22 protein-coding genes are annotated in these 23,066 nt (G+C 35.0%); 17 read left to right on the top strand and 5 right to left on the bottom strand.

What is annotated here, in order from left to right:
* Nucleotides 1-48: 48 nt before the first annotated feature.
* Nucleotides 49-1,101: a LacI family DNA-binding transcriptional regulator gene (locus AC0L8O_RS15370; protein WP_473443502.1), complete on the bottom strand. Its 1,053-nt coding sequence runs from the start codon at nt 1,099-1,101 to the stop codon at nt 49-51.
* 342 nt (nt 1,102-1,443) lie between these two features.
* Here AC0L8O_RS15370 and AC0L8O_RS15365 point away from each other — a divergent pair, with 342 nt between their 5' ends.
* From AC0L8O_RS15365 to AC0L8O_RS15310, 12 genes are all read left to right on the top strand, one after another.
* Nucleotides 1,444-2,469 (top strand): LacI family DNA-binding transcriptional regulator, encoded by a 1,026-nt coding sequence (locus AC0L8O_RS15365; protein WP_226527675.1) that lies wholly within the window; start codon nt 1,444-1,446, stop codon nt 2,467-2,469.
* 109 nt (nt 2,470-2,578) lie between these two features.
* Entirely contained in the window at nt 2,579-3,343 is a 765-nt protein-coding gene (locus AC0L8O_RS15360; protein ID WP_473443500.1) for a sugar phosphate isomerase/epimerase family protein, read from the top strand.
* Between the two features lie 31 nt (nt 3,344-3,374).
* On the top strand, nt 3,375-4,676 hold the full coding sequence (locus AC0L8O_RS15355; protein ID WP_473443498.1) for an extracellular solute-binding protein: 1,302 nt from the start codon (nt 3,375-3,377) through the stop codon (nt 4,674-4,676).
* A gap of 54 nt (nt 4,677-4,730) precedes the next feature.
* On the top strand, nt 4,731-5,678 hold the full coding sequence (locus tag AC0L8O_RS15350) for a carbohydrate ABC transporter permease (RefSeq protein ID WP_473443496.1): 948 nt from the start codon (nt 4,731-4,733) through the stop codon (nt 5,676-5,678).
* Entirely contained in the window at nt 5,675-6,496 is an 822-nt protein-coding gene (locus AC0L8O_RS15345) for a carbohydrate ABC transporter permease (RefSeq protein WP_473443494.1), read from the top strand. The genes AC0L8O_RS15350 and AC0L8O_RS15345 overlap by 4 nt, the downstream gene beginning before the upstream one ends.
* Before the next feature lie 248 nt (nt 6,497-6,744).
* Nucleotides 6,745-7,437, top strand: coding sequence for a response regulator transcription factor (locus AC0L8O_RS15340; RefSeq protein ID WP_026559570.1), 693 nt, complete (start codon nt 6,745-6,747; stop codon nt 7,435-7,437).
* Entirely contained in the window at nt 7,415-9,613 is a 2,199-nt protein-coding gene (locus tag AC0L8O_RS15335; protein WP_473443492.1) for a histidine kinase dimerization/phospho-acceptor domain-containing protein, read from the top strand. Before AC0L8O_RS15340 ends, AC0L8O_RS15335 begins: the two co-directional genes overlap by 23 nt.
* 278 nt (nt 9,614-9,891) lie before the next feature.
* Nucleotides 9,892-12,654, top strand: coding sequence for a phosphoenolpyruvate carboxylase (ppc, locus tag AC0L8O_RS15330; protein ID WP_473443490.1), 2,763 nt, complete (start codon nt 9,892-9,894; stop codon nt 12,652-12,654).
* 337 nt (nt 12,655-12,991) lie between these two features.
* Nucleotides 12,992-13,141 carry a hypothetical protein gene (locus AC0L8O_RS15325; protein ID WP_473443488.1) on the top strand — a complete coding sequence of 50 codons (150 nt, stop codon included), beginning with the start codon at nt 12,992-12,994 and terminating at the stop codon, nt 13,139-13,141.
* Between the two features lie 113 nt (nt 13,142-13,254).
* Nucleotides 13,255-13,797, top strand: a complete 543-nt coding sequence (locus tag AC0L8O_RS15320) for a CBO0543 family protein (protein ID WP_473443486.1) — start codon at nt 13,255-13,257, stop codon at nt 13,795-13,797.
* A gap of 140 nt (nt 13,798-13,937) precedes the next feature.
* Nucleotides 13,938-14,573, top strand: coding sequence for an FMN-dependent NADH-azoreductase (locus tag AC0L8O_RS15315; RefSeq protein WP_473443484.1), 636 nt, complete (start codon nt 13,938-13,940; stop codon nt 14,571-14,573).
* Nucleotides 14,574-15,016: 443 nt separating this feature from the next.
* Nucleotides 15,017-15,976 (top strand): 2-hydroxyacid dehydrogenase, encoded by a 960-nt coding sequence (locus AC0L8O_RS15310; RefSeq protein WP_473443482.1) that lies wholly within the window; start codon nt 15,017-15,019, stop codon nt 15,974-15,976.
* A 142-nt stretch (nt 15,977-16,118) separates the two neighbouring features.
* On the opposite strand, the gene AC0L8O_RS15305 is transcribed toward AC0L8O_RS15310, so the two are convergent.
* The 4 genes from AC0L8O_RS15305 to AC0L8O_RS15290 form a co-directional block, all read right to left on the bottom strand.
* Entirely contained in the window at nt 16,119-16,295 is a 177-nt protein-coding gene (locus AC0L8O_RS15305) for an SE1832 family protein (protein ID WP_473443480.1), read from the bottom strand.
* A gap of 150 nt (nt 16,296-16,445) precedes the next feature.
* Nucleotides 16,446-17,261, bottom strand: a complete 816-nt coding sequence (locus tag AC0L8O_RS15300) for an undecaprenyl-diphosphate phosphatase (protein WP_473443478.1) — start codon at nt 17,259-17,261, stop codon at nt 16,446-16,448.
* Between the two features lie 318 nt (nt 17,262-17,579).
* Nucleotides 17,580-17,744: a hypothetical protein gene (locus AC0L8O_RS15295; RefSeq protein ID WP_156931876.1), complete on the bottom strand. Its 165-nt coding sequence runs from the start codon at nt 17,742-17,744 to the stop codon at nt 17,580-17,582.
* 133 nt (nt 17,745-17,877) lie between these two features.
* Nucleotides 17,878-18,294 (bottom strand): DUF1284 domain-containing protein, encoded by a 417-nt coding sequence (locus AC0L8O_RS15290; RefSeq protein WP_473443476.1) that lies wholly within the window; start codon nt 18,292-18,294, stop codon nt 17,878-17,880.
* A gap of 513 nt (nt 18,295-18,807) precedes the next feature.
* Between AC0L8O_RS15290 and AC0L8O_RS15285 the strand changes: the two genes are divergently transcribed.
* The 5 genes from AC0L8O_RS15285 (at nt 18,808) to phoU (ending at nt 22,978) form a co-directional block, all read left to right on the top strand.
* Nucleotides 18,808-19,647 carry a phosphate ABC transporter substrate-binding protein gene (locus AC0L8O_RS15285; protein ID WP_473443474.1) on the top strand — a complete coding sequence of 280 codons (840 nt, stop codon included), beginning with the start codon at nt 18,808-18,810 and terminating at the stop codon, nt 19,645-19,647.
* A 77-nt stretch (nt 19,648-19,724) separates the two neighbouring features.
* Nucleotides 19,725-20,639, top strand: a complete 915-nt coding sequence (gene pstC / locus AC0L8O_RS15280; protein ID WP_473443472.1) for a phosphate ABC transporter permease subunit PstC — start codon at nt 19,725-19,727, stop codon at nt 20,637-20,639.
* Nucleotide 20,640: 1 nt separating this feature from the next.
* On the top strand, nt 20,641-21,465 hold the full coding sequence (gene pstA, locus AC0L8O_RS15275; protein ID WP_473443471.1) for a phosphate ABC transporter permease PstA: 825 nt from the start codon (nt 20,641-20,643) through the stop codon (nt 21,463-21,465).
* A 15-nt stretch (nt 21,466-21,480) separates the two neighbouring features.
* Entirely contained in the window at nt 21,481-22,299 is an 819-nt protein-coding gene (gene pstB, locus AC0L8O_RS15270; RefSeq protein ID WP_473443470.1) for a phosphate ABC transporter ATP-binding protein PstB, read from the top strand.
* A 19-nt stretch (nt 22,300-22,318) separates the two neighbouring features.
* A complete protein-coding gene (gene phoU / locus AC0L8O_RS15265) occupies nt 22,319-22,978 on the top strand; it encodes a phosphate signaling complex protein PhoU (protein WP_473443468.1) in 660 nt (219 codons plus the stop codon).
* Nucleotides 22,979-23,066 lie beyond the last annotated feature (88 nt).

Raw genomic sequence — 23,066 nt, 5'->3', positions numbered from 1 at the left:
TTGGTTTTAAAATCTATGATCAGTACTAGTGCCGGAAATCATCTGGTACTAGTACATGTCAAGTGAGGTTGATTTGCGTTCAATTAATGTTACTGGTAGTCGAATTTGTTGTTCAGATTCATTACCTGAAATAAAATTCAATATTTTTTCAGCTGCCAGTTTTCCCATTTCATATAGTGGAACCCTTACAGTTGTAAGTGGAGGTGATGTCATTCTTGCGATTTCAGAATCATCATAGCCAATGATTGCATAATCTGTGCCTGCTTGAAGTCCTAGTTCACCCAAGCCTTGCATAAGTCCAATTGCCATTCGGTCATTTGCAGAAAAGATTGCTTTAGATGTAGGTAGTAACTTTGAAATTTCTTTAGCGGCTTGATATCCGCTTTTTCTACTATAATTACCCTCGAAAACAAATTCTTTAGAAAATCGCTCATTCCTTTTGTCAAAAGCTTGTTTATAACCTTTGAAACGGTCAAGACTATTTGAATATTCCTTAGGTCCATTTATGAAAATAACATGTCGGAATCCTTTATCAAGTAAAAAGGATGTTGCTTGGAAACTACCACCTACATGATCTGCATCAATTGTGTGAAAGGAATAGCCGGAATACGTTTGGTTAATAAGGCAATAAGGTAATTGTAATTGATGAAGTTCTTCTATAGCTTCTATTTCAGCAGCATTATCGCTGGAACCTAAAATAATGCATCCATCAACACGTTGTGATTGAAAAAGCTGTACATAATTTTTTCGCTCATCTGGAGGTTGAAAAAGTAAGAGTAAGCCATAGCCAGATTCTCCAAGCTTTGCACCAATACCACTGACTATCTCTGAGAAATAATGAGTGGACATGACATTCACCTTTGGTAAATAGGGAACGATCACACCGATGTTATGGCTTTTTCCCTTTGCAAAGTTTTGTGCAATGACATTAGGATGATAATTAAGCTCTTTAGCAGCTTGAAGTACTTTGCGTTTTGTCTCTTCGCGCAGAGGCGATACATTGTTGAATACCCGGGAAACAGTCGCTTCAGAAACGCCTGCTAATCTGGCAACATCTTTTCTATTAGCTAATGTATTCACCCCTAAACATATTATGTACACGCGTTCATTTTCTCTTGTTTTGAAGTAAATGTCAATATGAAATCTATGAAAATAGGAAATTATTTGAATGTAGAAAAAAATAAATGTTTTTAGGTTTATCTTTTGTTAATTAGGGTATATAGAAAAAGACAGTATCCCCCCTGATACTTTCTATATGAAAAACTTGAGGAGCCTCTGTACTTTGTATAGAGGTTTACTTTTTGTATTTGATAAAAAATGGGCCATTTTACCTGATTTGGAAATTAGGTGTTGAAAGATAAAAATTAAGTGCTTATACTGAAAAATGTAATCGGTTACAAAAATGGTACAAAGAGAAAAGTTATCCGCAGGGAGAATGGTTATATGGTGAAAATGCGTGATGTGGCTAAATTAGCAAACGTCTCAGTTGCTACTGTTTCAAGGGTGCTGCATAATCCTGAAACTGTAAGAGAACCAACAAGAAAGAAAGTATTAAGTGTTATTGAACAGTTAAATTATCAACCTAATATGCTAGCACGCCAGTTCCGTAGAAATGAAACTAAAATCATTCTCGTAGTAGTACCAAGTATTATGAATACAGTTTTCTCGGGTATTATTGAAGGAATTGAGTACGAAGCATCCAAGCATGGATACCGGGTTTTATTAGGGAATACGAATAGAAATGTAGAAAACGAGTATGGTCTCGTTGAATTATTAAAGCAAAAACAAACAGACGGAATGATACTGTTATCAGAGCGAATGGATGCTGACTATATAAAGGCATTAAGTGAAGAATATCCGCTTGTTTTAGCTACAGCTTATATCGAAGGTTTAAAGGTACCCTCTGTATCAATCGATAATGTTAGTAGTAGTCGTGACGCTGTTGAACATCTTATTGGTTTGGGTCATCGTGAAATTGCTCATATTACGGGTCCGTTGAAGTTTGCGATGTCCAGAGGTAGATATAAAGGTTATAAGCAAGCTTTGATGCAAAACAATATAGAGATTCGTAATATGCTTGTTCAAGAGGGAGACTATACTTTTGAATCTGGCTATAATCAAATGTTAAAAATAATGGCAATCGAGAAAACCCCAACTGCTATTTTTGCAGCAAACGATGATATGGCAATGGGGGCAATAAAGGCAGCAAAAGAGCTAGGACATAGTGTCCCAACAGATTTAGCTGTAGTGGGATTTGATAATATCGGCTTTTCTTCTAAATTTGATCCAGCGTTAACAACTGTAGCTCAACCACTTTTTGAAATGGGACAAAAGTCAATGAATTTACTACTCTTGCAAATGCAGGGAAAACCGATAGTGAAGTCACAATATGTATTAGAATGTGAATTAATTGTTAGAGAATCATGTGGTGGGAAGGAAAAGGTGCTAAATGAAAAACTAAACACATAAAATGTAATCGGTTACAGTTAAAGGAGGTGAATATCTAAATATTCTATGAAAATAGAAATAAATTTGTAACCGATTACATAATTTTAGCCATGGAAAGGATGATTTGTTTATGGTGAACTTTCAATTCAGCTTACAGTTATTCACATTACGTGAAGAGACTGAAAAAGATTTTGTAGGAACACTAGAGAAGGTAGCAAAACTTGGATATCAAGGAGTAGAGTTTGCAGGATATGGAGGACTAACAGCAGGTCAATTGAAAAATGAACTTGATCGATTAAGACTGAAAGCAAGCTCTAGTCATGTTCCAATTGCGATGCTTGAAAATGAATTAGACCAGGTCATAGAATACCAGCAAATAATAGGTAGTCAACATATTGCATGTCCTGTACTACCAGCTGAGAGAAGAACAAAAGAGGCTTACAATGAACTAATTCCAATCCTAAATGAAATTGGCCGAAGATGTCATGAATCAGGCATTACTCTTTCTTATCATAATCATGATTTTGAATTAATTGAAATAGATAATGGTAAAAAGCCTTTAGAACTTCTATTAGATAAAACCAATCCTGAATGGGTGAAGGCAGAATTTGATGTATATTGGTTAACAAAAGCTGGTGAAGATCCAGTTCAGTGGTTAAAACGATACGAAGGAAGAACACCACTTGTTCATCTAAAGGATATGACAACAGATGGGGAGATGTTTTTTGCGGAATTAGGAACTGGTGGGGTTAATCTAGACGGGGTGCTATATCAAGGGGAACAATCAAAAGTAGAGTGGTTTGTTGTTGAACAGGACAGATCGAGAAGATCGCCGCTAGAGAGCATTGAGATCAGCATGAATTATTTGAAAAATAAGCAATTGATAACAAATTAAAGCTAATAACGAAAACAAAGGGGATGGAAGAATGAAGAAATTATTATCTGTTTTCACAATTATAGCGCTTTTACTGTTAGCTGCATGTGGACTTAACGGGGGTGGTTCAACAGAGCAAACAACCTCTGATACTGAAAAGAGTGAGTCAAATGGCGGCAAAACGACACTAGAATTCTGGCATATTGATCCAGGCGAAAGAGAAGTTGTTTATGAAGAGGCTGTGAAACGTTTTGAGGAAAAGCATCCAGATGTTGAAGTGAAAATGCTTCAAATTCCTAATGATGCTTATAAGCAAAAGTTATCTGTTGCTATGTCTGGAAATAAAGCACCAGATGTATTCCATAGTTGGGGCGGCGGATGGTTAAAGAACTTTGTTGATCAAGGAAAAGTATACGATATTACAGAAACGACTGATAAATCTCATTTCAATGAACTTGCTCTTAACAATGCGACATTTGATGGAAAGATTTATGGCTTGCCGTTAGGTTTATCATTGGATGTTGTTTTCTACAACAAAGAGATCTTCGAAAAATATGGATTAAAGGCACCAGAAACATATGAAGAATGGTTAAATGTCATTGATACGCTCAAAGAAAATGACGTTATTCCTATTGCTTTAGCTAATCAAACAAAGTGGCCAGGTGCTTATCATTTTATGAATTTTGCAAGCAGAATTGCAGGGCCTGAATTATTTGAAAGTGCCTTCAATAGGGAAGGGAAAGGATTCGATGACCCAGCATATGTTGAGGCAGGGAAGTATATTCAAGAGCTAGTAAAAAGAGATGCATTCAATCCAGGGTTTAATGGTGTTCCTTATGATGAAGGTCAAGGTCGTCAGTTGCTGTATACTGGTCAAGCAGCAATGATGGATATGACGATCTCATTCTTAAATAACGTAAGACAAGAAGCACCTGAATTTGAAGAAAAGTTAGATTTCTTCCTATATCCAACAGTTCCTGGAGGTAAAGGAGATCAAACACATGTAGGTGCAAATACTGGACCAGTATGGTCAGTAGCACAAAATAGTAAAAACCCTGAGTTAGCTGCTGAACTAGCTAATGAACTTGCTAGTGCTGAAACGGCTCAAAATTATACAGATCGAACTGGTGCACTAACAGGTGTTAAAGACATTGTTCCAAATGATGAATTTACAAAACGTTTTTATGATGTGATACAACAAGCAACTCACTTACAAATGCCTTATGACCAAACACTTCCACCTGAGTTAGCAGAATTACACAAAGATACGACTCAAGCGATCTTTGGTCTAGATATGACACCTGAAGAGGCTGCAAAGAAAATGGAAGAGAAAGCGAAAGAGGTTTTAGAGTAATTACAGTAGGAGGGGGTATTTCCCCCTCTTGTTGTAACAAGGGGAGTGACTGAAATGGATACACATGTAAAAGTTGCTGATCGTCAAGTGATGGTTAGACAGAAATCAGCTGTCAAGTATAAAAAATTAAGGAGTGCGCTAACAATTGGCGCTTTTGTTGCACCTGCGATTATTATTTATACTGTTTATGTTTTGTTCCCGATCATATCAACCTTAATGTACAGCTTTTATAAATGGGACGGCATGGGTGTAGGAGTATTTGTTGGATTACAAAATTATGTTGACCTTTTTAAAGACGCAATTTTTTGGAGAGCTCTCACAAACAACACATGGGTCGTATTAACTTCGGTATTTGCTCAAATTCCTTTAGGTTTAATCATGGCACTGATGCTATTTGCACCAATTAAAGGAATTAAATTCTTTGGTAGTGTTTATTTCTTTCCATTTCTTATGTCAACTGTAGCAATCGGTTTGTTATGGGTCTTAATGTTCGATCCAATCAATGGGATTATTAACAGTATTATTAATCTTTTTGGCTTTGAAAATGTTTCATGGCTCAGTGAAACAAATACCGCATTATTTGCAGTGTTATTAGTTATCGTTTGGCAATTCTCTCCGTTCTATATGATTCTTTTTAAAGCATCCATTGTAGGAATTCCTGACGAATTATATGAAGCAGCTGAAATTGATGGGGCAAATCCATTCCAAAAGTTTTTTCAAATTACTTTACCACTGCTCATGCCAACGATTGTAAGTTCTTCTATTTTGGCAATTGTAGGATCATTAAAAGCGTTTGATATTTTCTATATCATGACAGGTGGAGGTCCTAACCATGGGACTGAATTATTAGGGACGTATATGTTTAAACAGGCGTTTATCAATTTCAATATGGGTTATGCAAGTGCGATTGCCTTTGTTATGTTCTTTTTAGCCTTATTCGTTACGATCATTATTCAGGTGATGGATCATTTGCGTAAAAAGAAAGGAGCCTACGGAATATGACGATGGGATTTAAAAAAATACCTCTATATATTATTGCCATTATGTTGTTAGTTTTCACTGGCTTTCCTTTCATTTATATGATTTCAACTTCACTCAAATCACGTAGTCAATTCTTTGAAGAACCCTTTGCTCTATTTTCATCTTTTAATCTGGAAAATTTTCAATCTGTGTTTGAAATGGGGTTAACCCGATACTTCTTAAACAGTTTATTGGTTTCTATTGTAGCTGTTTTTGTTGTAATGTTTGTAGCAGCGTTAGCAAGTTATCCTTTAAGCAGAATGAAATTTAAGTTGAACAAAGTATTATTCTTACTGTTTATATCAGGAATGATGTTGCCTATACATGCTACTCTTATTCCGATTTTTAAACTTACACAAAGCATGGGGGTTTTTGATACGGTTTGGGCTTTACTGGGACCATATATCGCTTTTAGTCTGCCAATCTCCATTTTTATTTTGACTCAGTTTATGCAGGAGATTCCAAAATCATTGGAAGAAGCAGCAAAAATGGATGGCTGTAATCATTTTGGAATCTTCTGGAGAGTGATTCTGCCGATGTTAACACCAGCGTTAATGACAGTGCTGATCTATAACTTTATCCACCTGTGGAATGAGTTTATTTTTGCACTCGTATTAATTTCAAGTCCAGAAAACATGACCTTACCATTAGGCTTGCAAGACTTTAAAGGTGAATTCTCAGTGAATATACCTGGTCTTATGGCTGCCTTAACACTAGCAAGCTTGCCTATTCTGGTTGTTTATCTTTTCTCTCAAGAGAAAGTTGTAAAAGGTTTAGCGGGTGGAGCGGTAAAAGGATAAGATGATAAACGAGAGAAGTGAGTCTATTATGGCTCACTTTTTTGTTTGAATCTAGTTATTGAATATTTTCGCATCAATAATCGGTATAGAAACTTTCTTGTGTTAATAATATCAACCACATTTAAGTGAGATTTTTTCTTAAGAAATTCTTCATATTTCCCCTACCTTTAAATTAAGAACTTCTGATTATACTTAGAACATCCGAAGTAAATTAACACATGGTATACTTTCGAAAGGAGGTTAGATACATGAACAATTATACTGTGCTGGTCGTAGATGATGATAAAGAAATTAGAGAGGCAATTGAAATATATTTGAAAAATGAAGGATTGACAGTGTTATTAGCTAGTGATGGCGTAGAAGCAATCGAACGATTGCGAGAAAATGAAGTTCATTTAATTATTCTGGATGTAATGATGCCAAGGATGGATGGAATTTCTGCAACGTTTAAAATTCGTGAACAAAAAAACATTCCGATCATTATTTTAAGTGCGAAAAGTGAAGATACAGATAAAATTCTCGGTTTACAGGTTGGGGCGGATGATTATGTGACCAAGCCCTTTAATCCGTTAGAGCTAATAGCACGAGTTAAGTCACAACTTAGAAGATATGTAAAACTGGGTCATTTTGAAGGAAGAAACCGAACAATTGATTTAAATGGTTTAACGATCGATCAAGAAGCGAAGGAAGTGGCGGTGAACGGAGAGGCAGTAAAACTAACTCCGATAGAATATAAAATTGTAGAATTATTAATGTTGAACGCTGGTCGTGTGTTCTCCATTTCGGAAATTTACGAACGTGTGTGGCAGGAGCCTTGCTATAATGCTGAAAATACTGTTGCTGTCCACATTCGGAAAATTCGCGAAAAAATTGAAATCGACCCTAAAAATCCAAGATATTTAAAGGTGGTATGGGGCATTGGATACAAAATGGAAAAATAGAGGGGTAATGCTCTTATGGCTTGTTTTGTTTACATACGGGCTTAGTGGAGTGTTAACCGCATTAGTAAATAATAATGATTATTTAAAGCCAAGTTATTTTAAAACCTCTCAGTATGAAGAGTCAGTTGGAGCATTAGTTAGTTACCTTCAAGCATATGAGTTTTCCTATCACCCGAAGGAAGATGTGAAAAAGAAACTGACTGTCTCTACTGAAGAAATTGAAGAATACCGATATCGTTATGGTGAACTAACAGATCAAATCCAAACTATAAAGGATCAGTATCAATATAAAGTCGAAGAGGCAAGAGCAAATGGTAATGAGGATATAGCGAATGTATATATAAAAGAACGTGACACGAAGATTGAGGATATAACCAAAAACTTTGAGAGTGACGAGTATGTTGAAGAAAAAATTTTAAAAGAAAAAGAAAAAAGAGTAGATGAATATTACAAAGAATTAGAAGGATATAGGCAAGACTACAATGTTTATAATGAAGCTTTTGCCTATTACTTAAAAAACACATCTACCGGAGAGGTCTACACAAATCTACCATCTAAAACAATAGAATCGGCCTTCACGAAAGATAAAATGTTATATGTAAATACTTATCCAACGGACAATGTCAACTATCTAGGTGTTCGGGAAGAATCCCTTATTTATGGATATGAAGATGTCCTGCCAGATGATCATACAAATGTTTTATATGAAGGGAAAATCGGACTTCGTAAAGATGTTTCAAATGCAAATGCCATTATGGCATCTTATCACAATTTTAATGACCATAGAATTGTATTCTGGATTTATACGATTGGGGCAATCATATCACTCATAATGAGTGTGGTTATGGCCCGGAAAATGTCTATTTTCCAAAAAATAAAATCTCATCGTGTAAAGAATTATTACGATCGTCTACCAATTGATGTTGCGTTAGGGCTTTTTGGAATCTCAGCCATCATTTCATTATTATTAATTGATGAGTTTCCTCATTATTATAACTATTTTTCATTTAGAGATCTTCTTTACCGGTTTTTTATGATGGTCTTTTTTCTAGGAGTAACCATTGTCCAATGGATTTATTTATTCCCTTTGATAAAAGAATTGCCGTCAAATAAAGGATTACGAAAGAGATCAATATCTTATCAATTATTAAAAATGATCCGAGATGCTTTTGCAAATCGCAGAGTTGGAACACAAGTGTTTTTGGTTCTGGCGATTGTGTTTATGTTTGGTCTTGGAGCTGCAGTAGTGGTTGTAGAGCCAAGATTTTTAATTATCTACTTTCCTGCATTTGTTGTAGTTGCATTGCCGGTATCCATTGTTTTGATAAGAAGGCTCGGATATTATAATGAGATAACCCGTCATGCATCTGCCTTAACAAAAGGGAAATTTGAATCAGATTTGAAGGTTGTTGGAAAAACGTCACTAGCTACTCTTGCGTCAGATATTAATCAATTAAAACATGGTGTGAAAACCTCACAAAAAGCACAGGTGAAGAGTGAACGGTTAAAAACAGAATTAATAACAAATGTAAGCCATGATCTAAGGACCCCCTTAACATCTATTATTACGTATTCCGAGTTATTAAAGAATGCTGAGCTTACAAATGATGAACGTTCAACATATATTGAGATTATTGATCGTAAATCAAAAAGATTAAAAGTACTTATCGATGATTTGTTTGAAGCTTCGAAAATGGCCAGTGGAAATATTGAATTATCAAAAGCAAAGGTAGATGTTGTTCAACTGCTGCAACAGGCATTAGCGGAATACAATGAGACTATTCAAGCATCGACAGTGCAATTTCGTGTAACAAATCCTGATAACCCTTTATTCGCTTATATAGATGGACAAAAGCTGTGGAGAGTTTTTGAAAATTTAATAGGAAATATTCTGAAATATTCGTTGGAAAATACAAGAGCATATCTAGCAATTAAGCATGAAAATCAACAAATTATCATAACTTTTAAAAATGTATCAAAGTATGAACTTAGTGAAGATGTCAATGAATTATTTGAACGATTTAAACGTGGAGATGAATCTCGACATACAGAAGGATCTGGTCTAGGTTTAGCTATAGCAAAATCAATCATTGACTTGCATGAGGGACAGCTTGATATTGATGTTGATGGTGATTTATTTAAAGTAACGATCATTTTAGATGCGATGGATTCATAATATATGAAAGGCAGTTCTTCTTTAAGAACTGTCTTTCGTGTATTTTCATAAATCTTCAAACTAAAAAACTTCATCATAAAACTTCAACAAATAGTAATAAAAGGATAATTTTACATAAAATTTGAGATAAATATATATGAATTAGATGAAATAGACTCAATTCATCGTATATAGATATCAATTTCATGAAATTTAGATGAAATTCTCTCCGAATAATGATATGATAGAATTATCTTAATATTTAATAGAATAATAAAATCTTAGGGAAGGTGACAAAAATGACAACAAGAATAGAAGCAAATGACAGCAGTCTTCCGTTACGTCGTGATGTAAAATCACTAGGACATATTCTAGGTGAAATTATTGTTCATCATGGAGGAACGGAGCTACTAGATAAAGTTGAAAAATTTAGAATGATGGCGAAGTCTCTACGAAATAACTTTGATAGGCAAATATATAATGAACTGAAAGAAGAAATCGTGAATTTAGACCCACCAATGCGTAAGCAAATCATTCGTGCCTTTTCAATTTATTTTCATCTAATTAATGCCGCAGAGTCAAATCACCGCATTCGTCGTCGTCGCGAATATCAGCTCCAAGATGATCATGTTGTTCAACCTGTATCAATTGAAAGTGCACTTCTTTCATTAAAAGAAAATGAAATTGATGAGGAGACAATTCAAAATGTCTTGAACACGTTATCACTTGAGCTTATCATAACTGCGCATCCAACTGAAGCAACTAAACGCTCAGTTATTGAGATTCAAAAACGAATCGGCAAAATATTGAAAGACCTTGACAATACAATGTTAACAAAGAAAGAACGTAAAAAATTAGAAGACAGTTTGTTAAATGAAGTAACAATTCTATGGCAAACAGATGAACTGCGTCATCGCAAGCCAACAGTTATGGATGAAGTACGTAATGGTCTATATTATTTTGACCAAACATTTTTTGATGTGTTGCCAGATATCCATCAAGATCTGGAAGAAGGACTTACAGAGCAATTCCCTGGTCATACTTGGAATGTACCGAATTTTCTGCGTTTTGGCTCATGGATTGGTGGAGATAGAGATGGAAACCCGAATGTAACAGCAGAGGTTACATGGGAAACTTTGGAAAGCCATAGAGAGCTTGTACTTAAGAAATATCGAGATTCATTAATTGAAGCAATGAAACGCTTCAGCCATTCTTCTACTCGTGTTGAGATCAGCGAAGAGCTTCTTTCTAATGTTGAAAAAGAAGAGCAACTTTACTTAACGGCTGAAAAAAGATGGCCAGTAGAACAAGAAGTTTATCGCCGTAAAATTGCAATCATAATAGCGAGAATTGAAGCAGTTGGGAAATCTGACATTGGATATAAAGCTTCAGAGGAACTGTTAGAGGATCTATATTTAATTCAGGAAAGTGTTGATGCACATCAACCTGCAAGACGAGAATTGAAAATGCTCAAGAAATTTATTCGGCAAGTCCAGCTATTTGGTTTCCATTTAGCAACACTTGATATTCGTAATCACAGCGGTGAACATGAAGCAGCGATAACAGAAATCCTGCGTAAAGTAAAAGTAACCGAAGATTATGCTGCACTTAGTGAAGAGGAGAAATTAAATGTATTAGAAAGTGTTTTGAAAGATCCGCGTCCTGTCTTACTTTTAAATGAAGACTATTCTAAAGAAACACAGGAAATGCTTAAAGTCTTTACAATGATCAAGAAAGCACATGAAACATTTGGCAAGAAATCGATTCTTGTGTATCTCGTTAGTATGACACAAGCAGCAAGTGACCTTTTAGAAGTGCTGGTTCTTGCAAAGGAAGCCGGTATCTATCGTTTACATGCAGACGGATCAGTGGAAAGTCATCTAAATGTTGCTCCGCTTCTTGAAACCGTTGATGATTTAATTGCGGGTCCTAAGATTATGGAAACATTATTTGAAATGGATGTATACCGCAATCATTTGAAAATCCACGGTGATTCTCAAGAAATCATGCTTGGGTATTCAGACGGCAGTAAAGATGGTGGAACACTTACAGCCAACTGGAAATTATACAAAGCTCAGCTTGAAATTCATGATATGGCGAAAAGTTACCAAATAGGCTTGAAATTTTTCCATGGTCGAGGTGGTTCATTAGGTCGTGGCGGCGGTCCGCTAAACCGCAGTATTTTATCACAGCCTGCTGAAACATTGGGAGATGGAGTTAAAATTACCGAGCAAGGAGAAGTGTTATCATCTCGTTATTTAGTAGAGGATATTGCTTATCGTAGTTTAGAGCAAGCAACTTCTACCTTGATTGAAGCATCTGTTAATCTTTCAAAGGAATCTGAACAGCAGCATTTACGTGAACTAGCATGGGAAAATGCAATGGAGGAAATTTCAGATGTTTCCTTAAAAAAGTACCAATCACTAGTTTTCCAAGATCCTGATTTCTTAACATATTTTACAGAAGCAACACCATTAAATGAATTGGCTGAACTAAATATCGGCTCCCGTCCTATGAAACGTAAAAATCGCAATCGTTTTGAAGATTTACGTGCGATTCCTTGGGTATTTGCATGGACACAAAGCCGTCAGTTGTTACCAGCTTGGTATGCTGCAGGAACTGGTTTGGAAAGTTTTGCTTCAAAAAGTGAAGAAAACTTACAACTATTAAAACGTATGTACAATGAGTGGACATTCTTCCGTTCCACAATTGACAATTTGCAGATGGCTCTTATGAAGGCAGATATTACAACAGCTAAAGAATATACATCTTTAGTAAATGATCAAGAAATTGCAGATCGTATCTTTGGGAATATCCTGGAAGAATATGAAAAAACAAAAACAGTTCTTCTGCAAATTACAGATGATGAAGAGCTGTTAGATCATACACCAAATATTAAAGAATCTGTACATCGTAGAAACCCTTATGTCGATCCGTTAAACTTCTTACAAGTAGAACTCATAAAGCAGCTTCGTCAACAGGAAGAGCCTAATGAAGAGTTATTAACAGAAGTACTTTTAACAATTAGCGGTATTGCAGCAGGATTACGTAATACAGGCTGATATTAAAACGATAAGAATGGACTGCTGAGTAATCGGCAGTCTATTTTTGTTTATAAGTTAAGAAAATATAAAATTTTGTATTTAAGTGTAGTGTCTAGCTCAAACACCTTCTATTCCAAATCGCCTTATTTGCTCGTGGCTGATCACGGCGCTAGTGCTTTTGTTTAGTATAAGTTCTTCGACCAAGAAAAAATATGAGTTTGTAATAAAATCTACCATACTATGTGCAGGTTCAATCTTTATTTTCATAAGCCACAGCAAGAATATTCTTGGATAATATGTAAGACAAATGTAAAGGCTATTAATAGGAAGAATATAACTAGTTGGGGGCATGACTATGAATCAAAAACCACTTCATTATGATGGAAGCAGTTCAACAGAATTTATCTCAATGAATGAAATAGCGGAAAATCAAGTGTTTGAGATCACAGATGAAATGAGAAAAAATATTGCGGGTAACCCATACGCTATAGATATAAATGATTAATTTTTTTAAAAGGATTTGCTTAGTATAGCAAATCCTTTTTTGTTTCAAAGAGTATAGTTCAAAAAAGCAGGTGTAAAATAAAAACAAATAGTAGCATAAGAAGGAGGAGCAATGTGACATACCAAGATGGGCTAGACCAAATAGATAAAGCTACAGAAAAGATCAGTGACGCATCCCAGTTAACAATAGAAGCTGTAACGAATGCTTTTTTATTCACATGGCAATGGTGGATAGCACTCGCTATGATCATTGTTCCATGGATAATTTGGATATTATTCCGTGATCGGAAAAGATCTGCACATTTATTTTCTGCAGGGTTACTAGTTATGGTTATATCTGAAATTCTGGATGTAATAGGTGTAGGTCTTGGGAAATGGGCCTATCCAGTCAAAGTAATCCCAATAGCTACTATAAGCTTTTCTTATAGACTCTCTCTTTTACCGGTATTATTTATGTTGTTGTTACAGTTTAAGCCTCATGTTAATCCTTTTATTAAGGCAGTTTTATATGGTGGTTTCGGTGCATTTATAGGATTGCCATTGCTAGAAAGTATTGATCTTTATAAAACATATGATTGGCCACTTACATATTCTTTCTTTATTTTAACTAGTTTATATTTACTTGGTTACTGGTTTAATGAAAGGAAAACTTTCTAGTTATGTCTTAAACCGCATACTTGTTACTACTATCCTTCTTTGTGAAAACATCATAAATTGTTAAAACTTTTTACTTGTTGTTTATTTTCGCCGTTTTGTATCAAACTATAATGACTTAATAATAGAAAGGTAAGATGAAAATGACAAAAGTTTTGTATATTACAGCACATCCTCATGATGACAAGGTTTCTTTTAGTATGGCAGCAGGAAAAGCTTTTATTGATTCATACAAAGAAGCTAACCCTAATCATGAAATCGTCCATATTGATTTATATAAAGAGCATATTCCACATATTGATGTGGACGTGTTTAGTGGGTGGGGGAAATTACAAACAGGAAAAGGGTTTGACGAGTTATCAGAAGAAGAAAAAACAAAGGTAAGCAGACTTAATGAACTAAGTGAACAGTTCATATCCGCTGACAAATTTGTATTTGTTACTCCGTTCTGGAATTTCTCCTTTCCACCCGTTATGAAAGCTTATATTGATTCAGTTGCTGTAGCAGGAAAAGCATTTAAATATACGGCTGAAGGACCTATCGGCTTGTTGACGGATAAAAAAGCACTTCATATCCAAGCAAGAGGCGGTATTTACTCTGAAGGACCGGCAGCAGAAGTTGAAATGGGACATCGCTATTTAAGTGTGATTATGAATTTCTTCGGAGTACCGTCGTTTGAAGGGTTATTTATTGAAGGTCACAACGCTATGCCTGATAAAGCTGAAGAGATAAAAGCAAATGGAATTGCACGTGCAAAGGATCTGGCGAAGACTTTTTAATGTTATATAAGGAATTGACCAATAGAACAAATTGGCATTGGCTTGGCCAAACTTGCAGAAAAAATGAAATCATACTTCCACATTAATCTGACATAGATGTTGTAAATGTTTGATGAAACTATGTGAGAGTTTATTACAAGGTAATGGTGAGGTTTCTTTTTTTCTTTATACTACAACTAAATAAGGTACTATGTATATATAAAAAATTCTAAGGTTCAATTCTTGTTGTGAATCTCCCCTCACTCAAAACAAGAAATTTGGATCGGGATAAAGTGAATGGCTATACCTCATGATAGCTATCTCCATGGATGGATAAAAGTCTGAGATAATTTTAATCTCATTGGCTTTTATCCTTTTTTATTATGTAGCAGTATTATATGCAGGACTTTTCCAACTTTCCTTGAAGTTATTAAAATAATGTTTTTTACACAAGGGGGAGCAGTATGCAACAAAAGGTCGTGGTTTATCGTGAATTACCAGATCAAGTTTTATATTTCTTGAAAAATAAATATGATGTAAGTTATTTTCCGACTCTTAATGATGAAAATTACCGGGATTTTCTAGTTGAATTACAAACTGCACATGGATTGTTAGGTGCCAGTATGAACATAGGGCAAGAGCTATTAAATCAAGCTCCAAATTTAAAGGTCATTTCAAATATTTCGGTTGGTTATGATAATCTGAATATAGAAGAGCTTAAGAAAAGAAACATAATAGCAACAAATACACCCGGGGTGCTTGATGATACAACAGCAGATACAGTCTTTGGACTTTTACTGGCAACGGCAAGAAGAATGCCCGAGCTTGATCATTATGTAAAGGCTAAAAAATGGGGAGGAACAAAGGGTGAAGACCTTTTTGGTGTGGATGTACATTATAAAACATTAGGTATTATCGGGATGGGAAGTATCGGCAGAGCGGTCGCTAAACGGGCACACTTCGGCTTTGATATGGAAATCTTATACCATAATCGTTCGAGAAATAAGGAAGCAGAAAGTGAATTTGATGCAACATATTGCTCATTAGATGAGCTTTTGAAGAATTCAGATTTTGTTTGTTTAATGGTTCCACACACACCTCAAACAGAAAAAATGATTGGAGAGAGAGAATTTACCTTGATGAAGGATTCAGCGATTTTCATTAATGGATCAAGAGGGAAAAACGTTGATGAAGAAGCTTTAATTAATGCACTGCAGAAAAAAGAAATCCTCAGCGCAGGGTTAGATGTCTTTGAGATTGAACCTGTTGAGAAGGATAATCCCTTATTATCAATGCCTCATGTTGTCACGCTCCCGCATATCGGTTCAGCTACAGCTGAAACGAGAGCAAAGATGGCAAAGCTAGCTGCAGAAAATATGGCTATTGCTCTCGAGGGAAAAACACCTCCGAATTTAATAAGATAGCAAAAGGGTAGAAAGATCTACCCTTTTCAATATTTATTTACATTATTAAACCGTTCATTGCTCCTTACTTGCTTTACTAGTTTCAGAATTTACTTTTTAGGACAACTATATGTTCTATGATAGAGAATGTTGTTCATGAACATTAAAGATTGGTCAGTTCTTTCCGGTATGTTGAAAGCGTTTCTTCAATCACACTCAGCCTTTCCTCCAGTTTCTCAACAGAATGTCCTGTGGATTCCAATTTTTCAATATCTCCTTGAGTCCTCACATATTCCATTTTTAATTCATCGATTTTTTGCTGTATTTCCTGTTTGCTCATCTTTATGCCCCCATTTATCATAATTTTGCTAAACCTTTATAAAAGTATAACAAGAACTAAAAAAATGGGCTAATTATCATCCTTGTTATGAATTACAGGGATGATAATTAGCATTTGAAAAAACCTATGAAAATAGTCGTTTCAAAGAATTTAAAAGAAGATTAAAAGAAATGTTCCGACGATGAAACAATAATATGTAAAATAAACAAGTTTGCCGTTCTTCATAATTCCCATAAACCACTTCATCGCAAAATAAGACATCAATAGAGTTGAAATAAATGCCGCTATATATGGAATGGCCAAGTCATCTTTATTTGGTTCATGCAGAAAGTCAGTAAACCCAAGAACTACTCCACCAAGGCTAACAGGGATATATAACATAAATGAAAAACGAAGAGCTGTATCTTGCTTCATTCCGACAGCTATGGATGAAATAATCGTTGCTCCTGAACGGCTAATACCAGGAGTTAAGGCAACAGCCTGTCCTAAACCAACCATGAAGGCATCCTTAATGGAAAGGTCACTCTCGTCTTTAGTACCTTTTATATTACGAATTAACCATAATGCAATTCCTGTTACAAATAACATGATGGCAATGGTAGTCATGTTGACATTTTCACCAATAAAGTCATTCAATAGAATACCTAGAACACCCGCAGGTATAGTACCTATGATAATAAAGCAAATAAAGTGAAAATCGCTTTTATAACGAGAATCTTTTGTTCTTAAATAGGCAATGGAATTATTCATAAGCCTAAAGATATCCTTTCTGTAAATATAAAGAATCGCAAGTAATGAAGCAGTATTAGTTAATATAGCAAAAGTAAATCCTTGTTCTCCTAGTCCCAAAATTTCACTTGCAATCATTACGTGACCACTTGATGACACAGGGATAGGCTCTGTAAATCCTTGCACTAGCCCAATAATAATCATTTTCAATGTATAGAGAATGTCTAATTCACCCATTTTATCCTCCTCGTTTATCTCTTTAATAATGTATCAAATTAGGATTATACCTTATTTGTGCTAATAATTTGATTAATAAATCTTTACAATTATGTGAAAAAGGAAAAAGTTCCTCTCGTATTTGGGAAATACTCTTTGTTGTGTAAGTTTTTATCAATTTTTTATAAAAAAACTGAACCAATATTGGTTCAGTTCACGGTAAGCTTTAATTGTTTAAATCATTTAAACCAGATGCATGTTCATTCGGCATATCAGGATTGTTGCTAAAAAAGTTAAGAGTGAACGATGTACTCATTCACTCTTTAGAAATAATTATGATTATTCAGGACGAGTCGTATTAGTTGAGTTATGTTCAATTGGATAATTTTCTCCATAACCTTCAACATGACCGGCGTGCTCTTTAATATATGCTGACCCTGAACCAATTTCAGAATTTTGCAGGTTGTTTTTTTGCTTTTTATTGTCTCTAGTTGGATTGGTCAAAAATTTCACCTCCTAAACACATATTAGATTGCTTTGAAATGGTGAAATTATTCAAGGAGATAGAAATAATAGTCCTGTGTATGAATTTATTTTTAAAGATTGAAGAATACATACTAAAAGATGTTACGGAGATTTACTTCACTTTCCTTAAGCCTTTTCCATTAAGAATATCTTGCACACCTTCTTCACAAACACCATAAGTTCTCCAATAACAAGATTTACAAACCGTTTGAATATCTGAAGGGATGATACGCTTGTTTATGATAACTTCAATTTCCTCCCAATTCAAAATCTGTCCAATTTCGAGCCCTAATTTCTCTAATATAGCCGCATCTCTTTCATAAATATGATCCTCCTGACAATGGTATTTCCCACTGTTTGGATATTTGTCACACAAATGATCAGGACCCGAGATGAGTTGTACACTTGTTTTAGGCTCCTCTCTCAAAGTTTGATGCAAACGCGTCATATTTTCAATATATTCAATAGAATACCCCATACCTCGATAGCCTAATAAGCAAAAAATATGATGACCTCGTAGTTTAAACATGGTTTCCTCCTCTAATAGTTGTAAGTATGTAAACTTAAAATGTAGTTGAGTTTACATACTTACATTTTATCATTTTACCTTAAATAGCTGGGGGCTTTTTTCATTATTTATAAATGTAACTAAAGAAGATAAGAAAAGGTATATAGCAAAGTAATTGTTAAATACTATTTGGATCATATAACTTTTAGTAAAGAAAAATGGGAAATGTTTTGTAAATAAGTAATATGACTATGTGGTAGATGTAACAAAATAAAAAGGAGAGAAATATAATAGAGGGAAAGTAAGAAAAAAATGATTGGATTTATCACTTCATTGATAACGGTTTAATCTTTCAAAGGGACTATTTTTCTAAGTTGGATATATATCACATATTTACATAGAATTAACACCTAGTTAATAAAATTTACAAAACCTTTACAATTTCTTAATAGAGAATTTACAATCTATGTTTATTCTTAACAATGGGTATTATATGAAAAGAAGTTGTCAGTAGATCACCTTGGAGGTTTAGAAATGACATTTATGAGAAAGACAACATTTGGCTTATTGATGTTATTTTTTGCTGCTGCATTAGTAGCATGCAATAACAATGATAATGGTAAAGAGTCAACCAATGAAGGTTCAGATACAATTGCAATTTCAGGTTCGACATCCGTAGGACCATTGGCGGAAAAAATGGCAGAAAAATACAAAGAGAAATCGAATGTAAATATAGAGATTAATCAGATAGGTTCGTCAGCAGGCATAACAAATGCTATAAGCGGAGTATCTGAAATTGGCATGTCTTCACGTGATTTGAAAGAAGAAGAAAAAGCACAAGGGCTAACTGAAACGATTATTGCTTATGATGGGATAGTGGTTGTAACACATCCAAGCAATAAAGTTAAAGACCTTACATTGGAACAGGTAAAGGAAATCTTTACAGGTGAGATTACCAATTGGAAGGAACTGGGAGGAGATGACATGGAAATTGTCGTTGTTTCCAGGGAGGACGGATCAGGTTCCCGTGATGCATTTCAAGAAATAGTAGGGTATTCGTCAGGGGAATTAGTTAGAAGTTCTATTATTGCTTCCGGAAACGGTAATATAAAAACAACCGTGGCAACAAATAAGCATGCAGTTGGCTTTATTTCATTTGAATATATTGATTCAACGATTTCAACAGTAAAGATTAATGGAGTAGAAGCTACAGCTGAAAATGTCCTTAAGCAAAAATATAGTTTATCACGTCCGTTTTTGTTTATTCACAAGGATAATCAACTATCTAGTGGAGGACAACAGTTTATTGACTATATTCTTGGACCTGAAGGACAAGCGATTGCTGCAGAGTCAGGTGCAATACCGATTAAATAACATAACAATCACAGATGTCAAAACGACATGTCAGACATAAAACATCATGTGTTAGAGCAAACATGGAGGAATGAAGTATGCCGCGACTACCTGTTGAGGATCAAACAATAGATATTGGAAAATCAAATAAGAGGAAGTACTTTCTTGAGAAATTATCATCAAAGTTATTTCTTTTTTGTGCATTACTTTCAGTTATCAGTTTAATGGTCATTATAGGATTTGTATTTTATAAAGGTTCACTACCATTTATTGCTGATGGATATAGTTTTTTTGATTTTATCTTTGGGGTAGATTGGGTTCCAAGTGAAGATAAATTTGGAATATTACCAATGATTGTAGCTTCTATATTTGCAACAATTGGATCTTTAATCATTGGAGTTCCGGTTGGATTATTTACAGCCATCTTCTTATCAGAAATTGCACCCAAAAGTATAGCGAAGCTCATCTCACCAGCTGTTCAATTATTGGCCGGTATTCCATCAGTTTTATATGGAGTATTCGGACTCGCTATCATCGTCCCATTTTTGCAGAACAATTTACACTTACCGAAGGGTCAAAGCTTATTTGCAGTTATTTTGGTATTAGCAATTATGATGTTACCTACAATTGTAACTGTTGCAGAAACGGCGATTCGCGCAGTGCCTAAAACGTATCGTGAGGGGTCATTGGCACTAGGTGCTTCTCATATAGGAACCATTTTTAAGGTTGTTGTTCCTGCAGCGAAATCCGGTATTATGGCAGCAATTGTTTTAGGTTTAGGGAGAGCGATCGGAGAAACAATGGCAGTTATCCTGGTAGCAGGTAACAGTTTAATTATCCCTACAAGCTTAACTGACAGTATACGTCCATTAACGACCAATATCGCTTTAGAAATGGGCTATGCATATGGGACACACCAGGAAATGTTATTTGCAACTGGTATCGTTTTATTCTCCTTTATCCTATTATTAAATTTTGTTCTTTCAAAAATCAGTGCGAAGGGTGGTCATTGAGTTGAGACAGGTAAAAGATACCATATTGCGTGGACTTCTCTGGTTTTCAGCATTCTTAACTATTGCCATCCTTGTAACGATTGTTGGATATATATTTTATAAAGGATATCGCTTAATTAGCATAGATTTTATCTTTGGGGATTATTCTCCAACAGGTCATGGCGGAATTTGGCCAATGATTATCACAACAATATATACAATTGTGATCTCATTATTAATTGCTACACCAGTAGGAATTTTGGCTGCAGTGTATTTGCAGGAATATGCAAAACAAGGTCGTCTTGTAAAAATGATCCGCTTCGCAACGGAAAGCTTAACTGGGATTCCATCAATCATTTATGGATTATTCGGCGCAGTATTTTTTGTTACAACATTAAAATTGGGAATGTCGATTATAGCAGCTTCATTAACGCTGACAATTATCGTATTACCAGTTATTATCAGAACAACAGAAGAATCTTTAAAGACAGTACCAAAAACATATCGAGAAGGCTCTCTAGCTTTAGGAACAACAAAGCTGCAAACATTATATAAAGTCATTTTACCGAGTGCGATGCCTGGAATATTATCTGGAATCATCCTCTCGATCGGGAGAATAGTTGGGGAATCTGCAGCCATCTTTTTAACTGCTGGAACGGTTGCTGCTATGCCGGACAGTATTTTCTCCTCAGCAAGGACATTAACGGTCCATTCTTATTTGGTTACACAGGAATCAGGTGACATTGAGCTTGCTGCTGCGGTTGGAATTGTCTTAATCGTCATCATATTGGTACTGAACCTTTCGGCGACGTTTATCTCCAAGAAATTAAATAAAGCTGACTATTAAAAGAGGTGTATTGACATGGGTACAACAGAGATTGAACATAGTAACAGGAAAGACCAATCACAATTCAACCAGCAAACAAACGGCAATGTCAAAATCAGTGTAAGAGACTTAAATTTATTTTATGGGGATAAACAAGCACTTTATTCTGTTTCATTGGATATTCAAGAAAAGGAAGTTACTGCGTTAATCGGACCTTCTGGATGTGGGAAATCGACTTTTCTACGAACATTAAATCGCATGAATGATCTTATAGACAGTGTAAAGATTAATGGTGACATCGTTATAGATAGAGAAAACATCTATCAATCAAATGATGTGATAAAATTAAGAACAAAAGTTGGAATGGTTTTTCAAAAGGCAAACCTGTTCCCGATGAGTATTTATGATAATGTTGCCTATGGTCCAAGAATGCAGGGGATAAAAAACAAAAAAGTTTTAAATAACATTGTTGAAGAAAGCTTACGTGGTGCTGCAATTTGGGACGAAGTAAAAGATCGCCTGAAAACATCAGCACTCGGACTATCTGGTGGTCAACAGCAAAGGATTTGTATTGCACGTGCAATTGCGATGAAGCCGGAAATCATCTTAATGGATGAGCCTACATCAGCATTAGACCCAATTTCAACATTAAAAGTAGAAGAATTAATTGAACGCTTGAAAAAAGATTACACAATTGTTATTGTGACCCATAATATGCAGCAGGCTGCACGAGTATCAGACAAAACAGCCTTTTTCCTAAATGGGGAAATCATTGAATTTGATTCAACAAACAATATTTTCTCAATGCCAACAGATAAGAGAACAGAAGATTATATAACTGGAAGATTTGGGTAAGATTTTGGGGGAGTAGAAAATGGTCGTTCGTGAGAGCTTTGATAATAATTTGCAGGAATTACAAGGCAAAATGTCAATGATGGCTAAGCTTTCAATTACTGCAATGGAGAAAGCATTTGAAGCCTTAAAAAAACAAGATGTGGAGATTGCATTAAAAGTAATTGATGAAGATACAGTAATCGATAACCTGGACACGGAAATCAATCAATTTGTCATATGGCTAATGGTGAAAGAGCAACCAGTTGCCAGAGATTTAAGAAGAATTATAGGTGCTTTAAAGATTACATCCGAGATTGAGCGAATTGCAGATTTTGCTGTAAATATAGCAAAGTCTACAATAAAAATTGGTCAAACCCACTCTTTAGTACAAATCACAAATCTTGATCAAATGAAAGATCTATCCATTACTATGCTTGAAAAGGCATTACAATCATTTATTGAAGAAAATATGGTTCTGGCTAAAGAAGTTGGCGATTTGGATGATAAGGTTGATAAATATAGTGGTGAAACATACAAAGCAATTACTAATTATTTAAAAGATCATCCAGAGGAAACAGATCAATTAGTGCAATTACTTTTCATCAATCGATACCTGGAACGAACAGCAGATCACATAACTAATATTGCTGAAAGTGCAGCTTATTTAATAAAAGGCCGTATATATGATTTTAATTCTTAATATAAAGGGTGAGCATTTGTGCTTGCCTTATTTTATTTTTATCAGTAATTACAATTATATCTACTAATAAGCATCAATAGGGAGTGAG

It is taken from the genome of Metabacillus sp. KJ11-3 (assembly GCF_055808295.1).
Note: the sequence above shows the minus strand (reverse complement) of the source record. Positions and strands in the feature narration are given on the sequence as shown.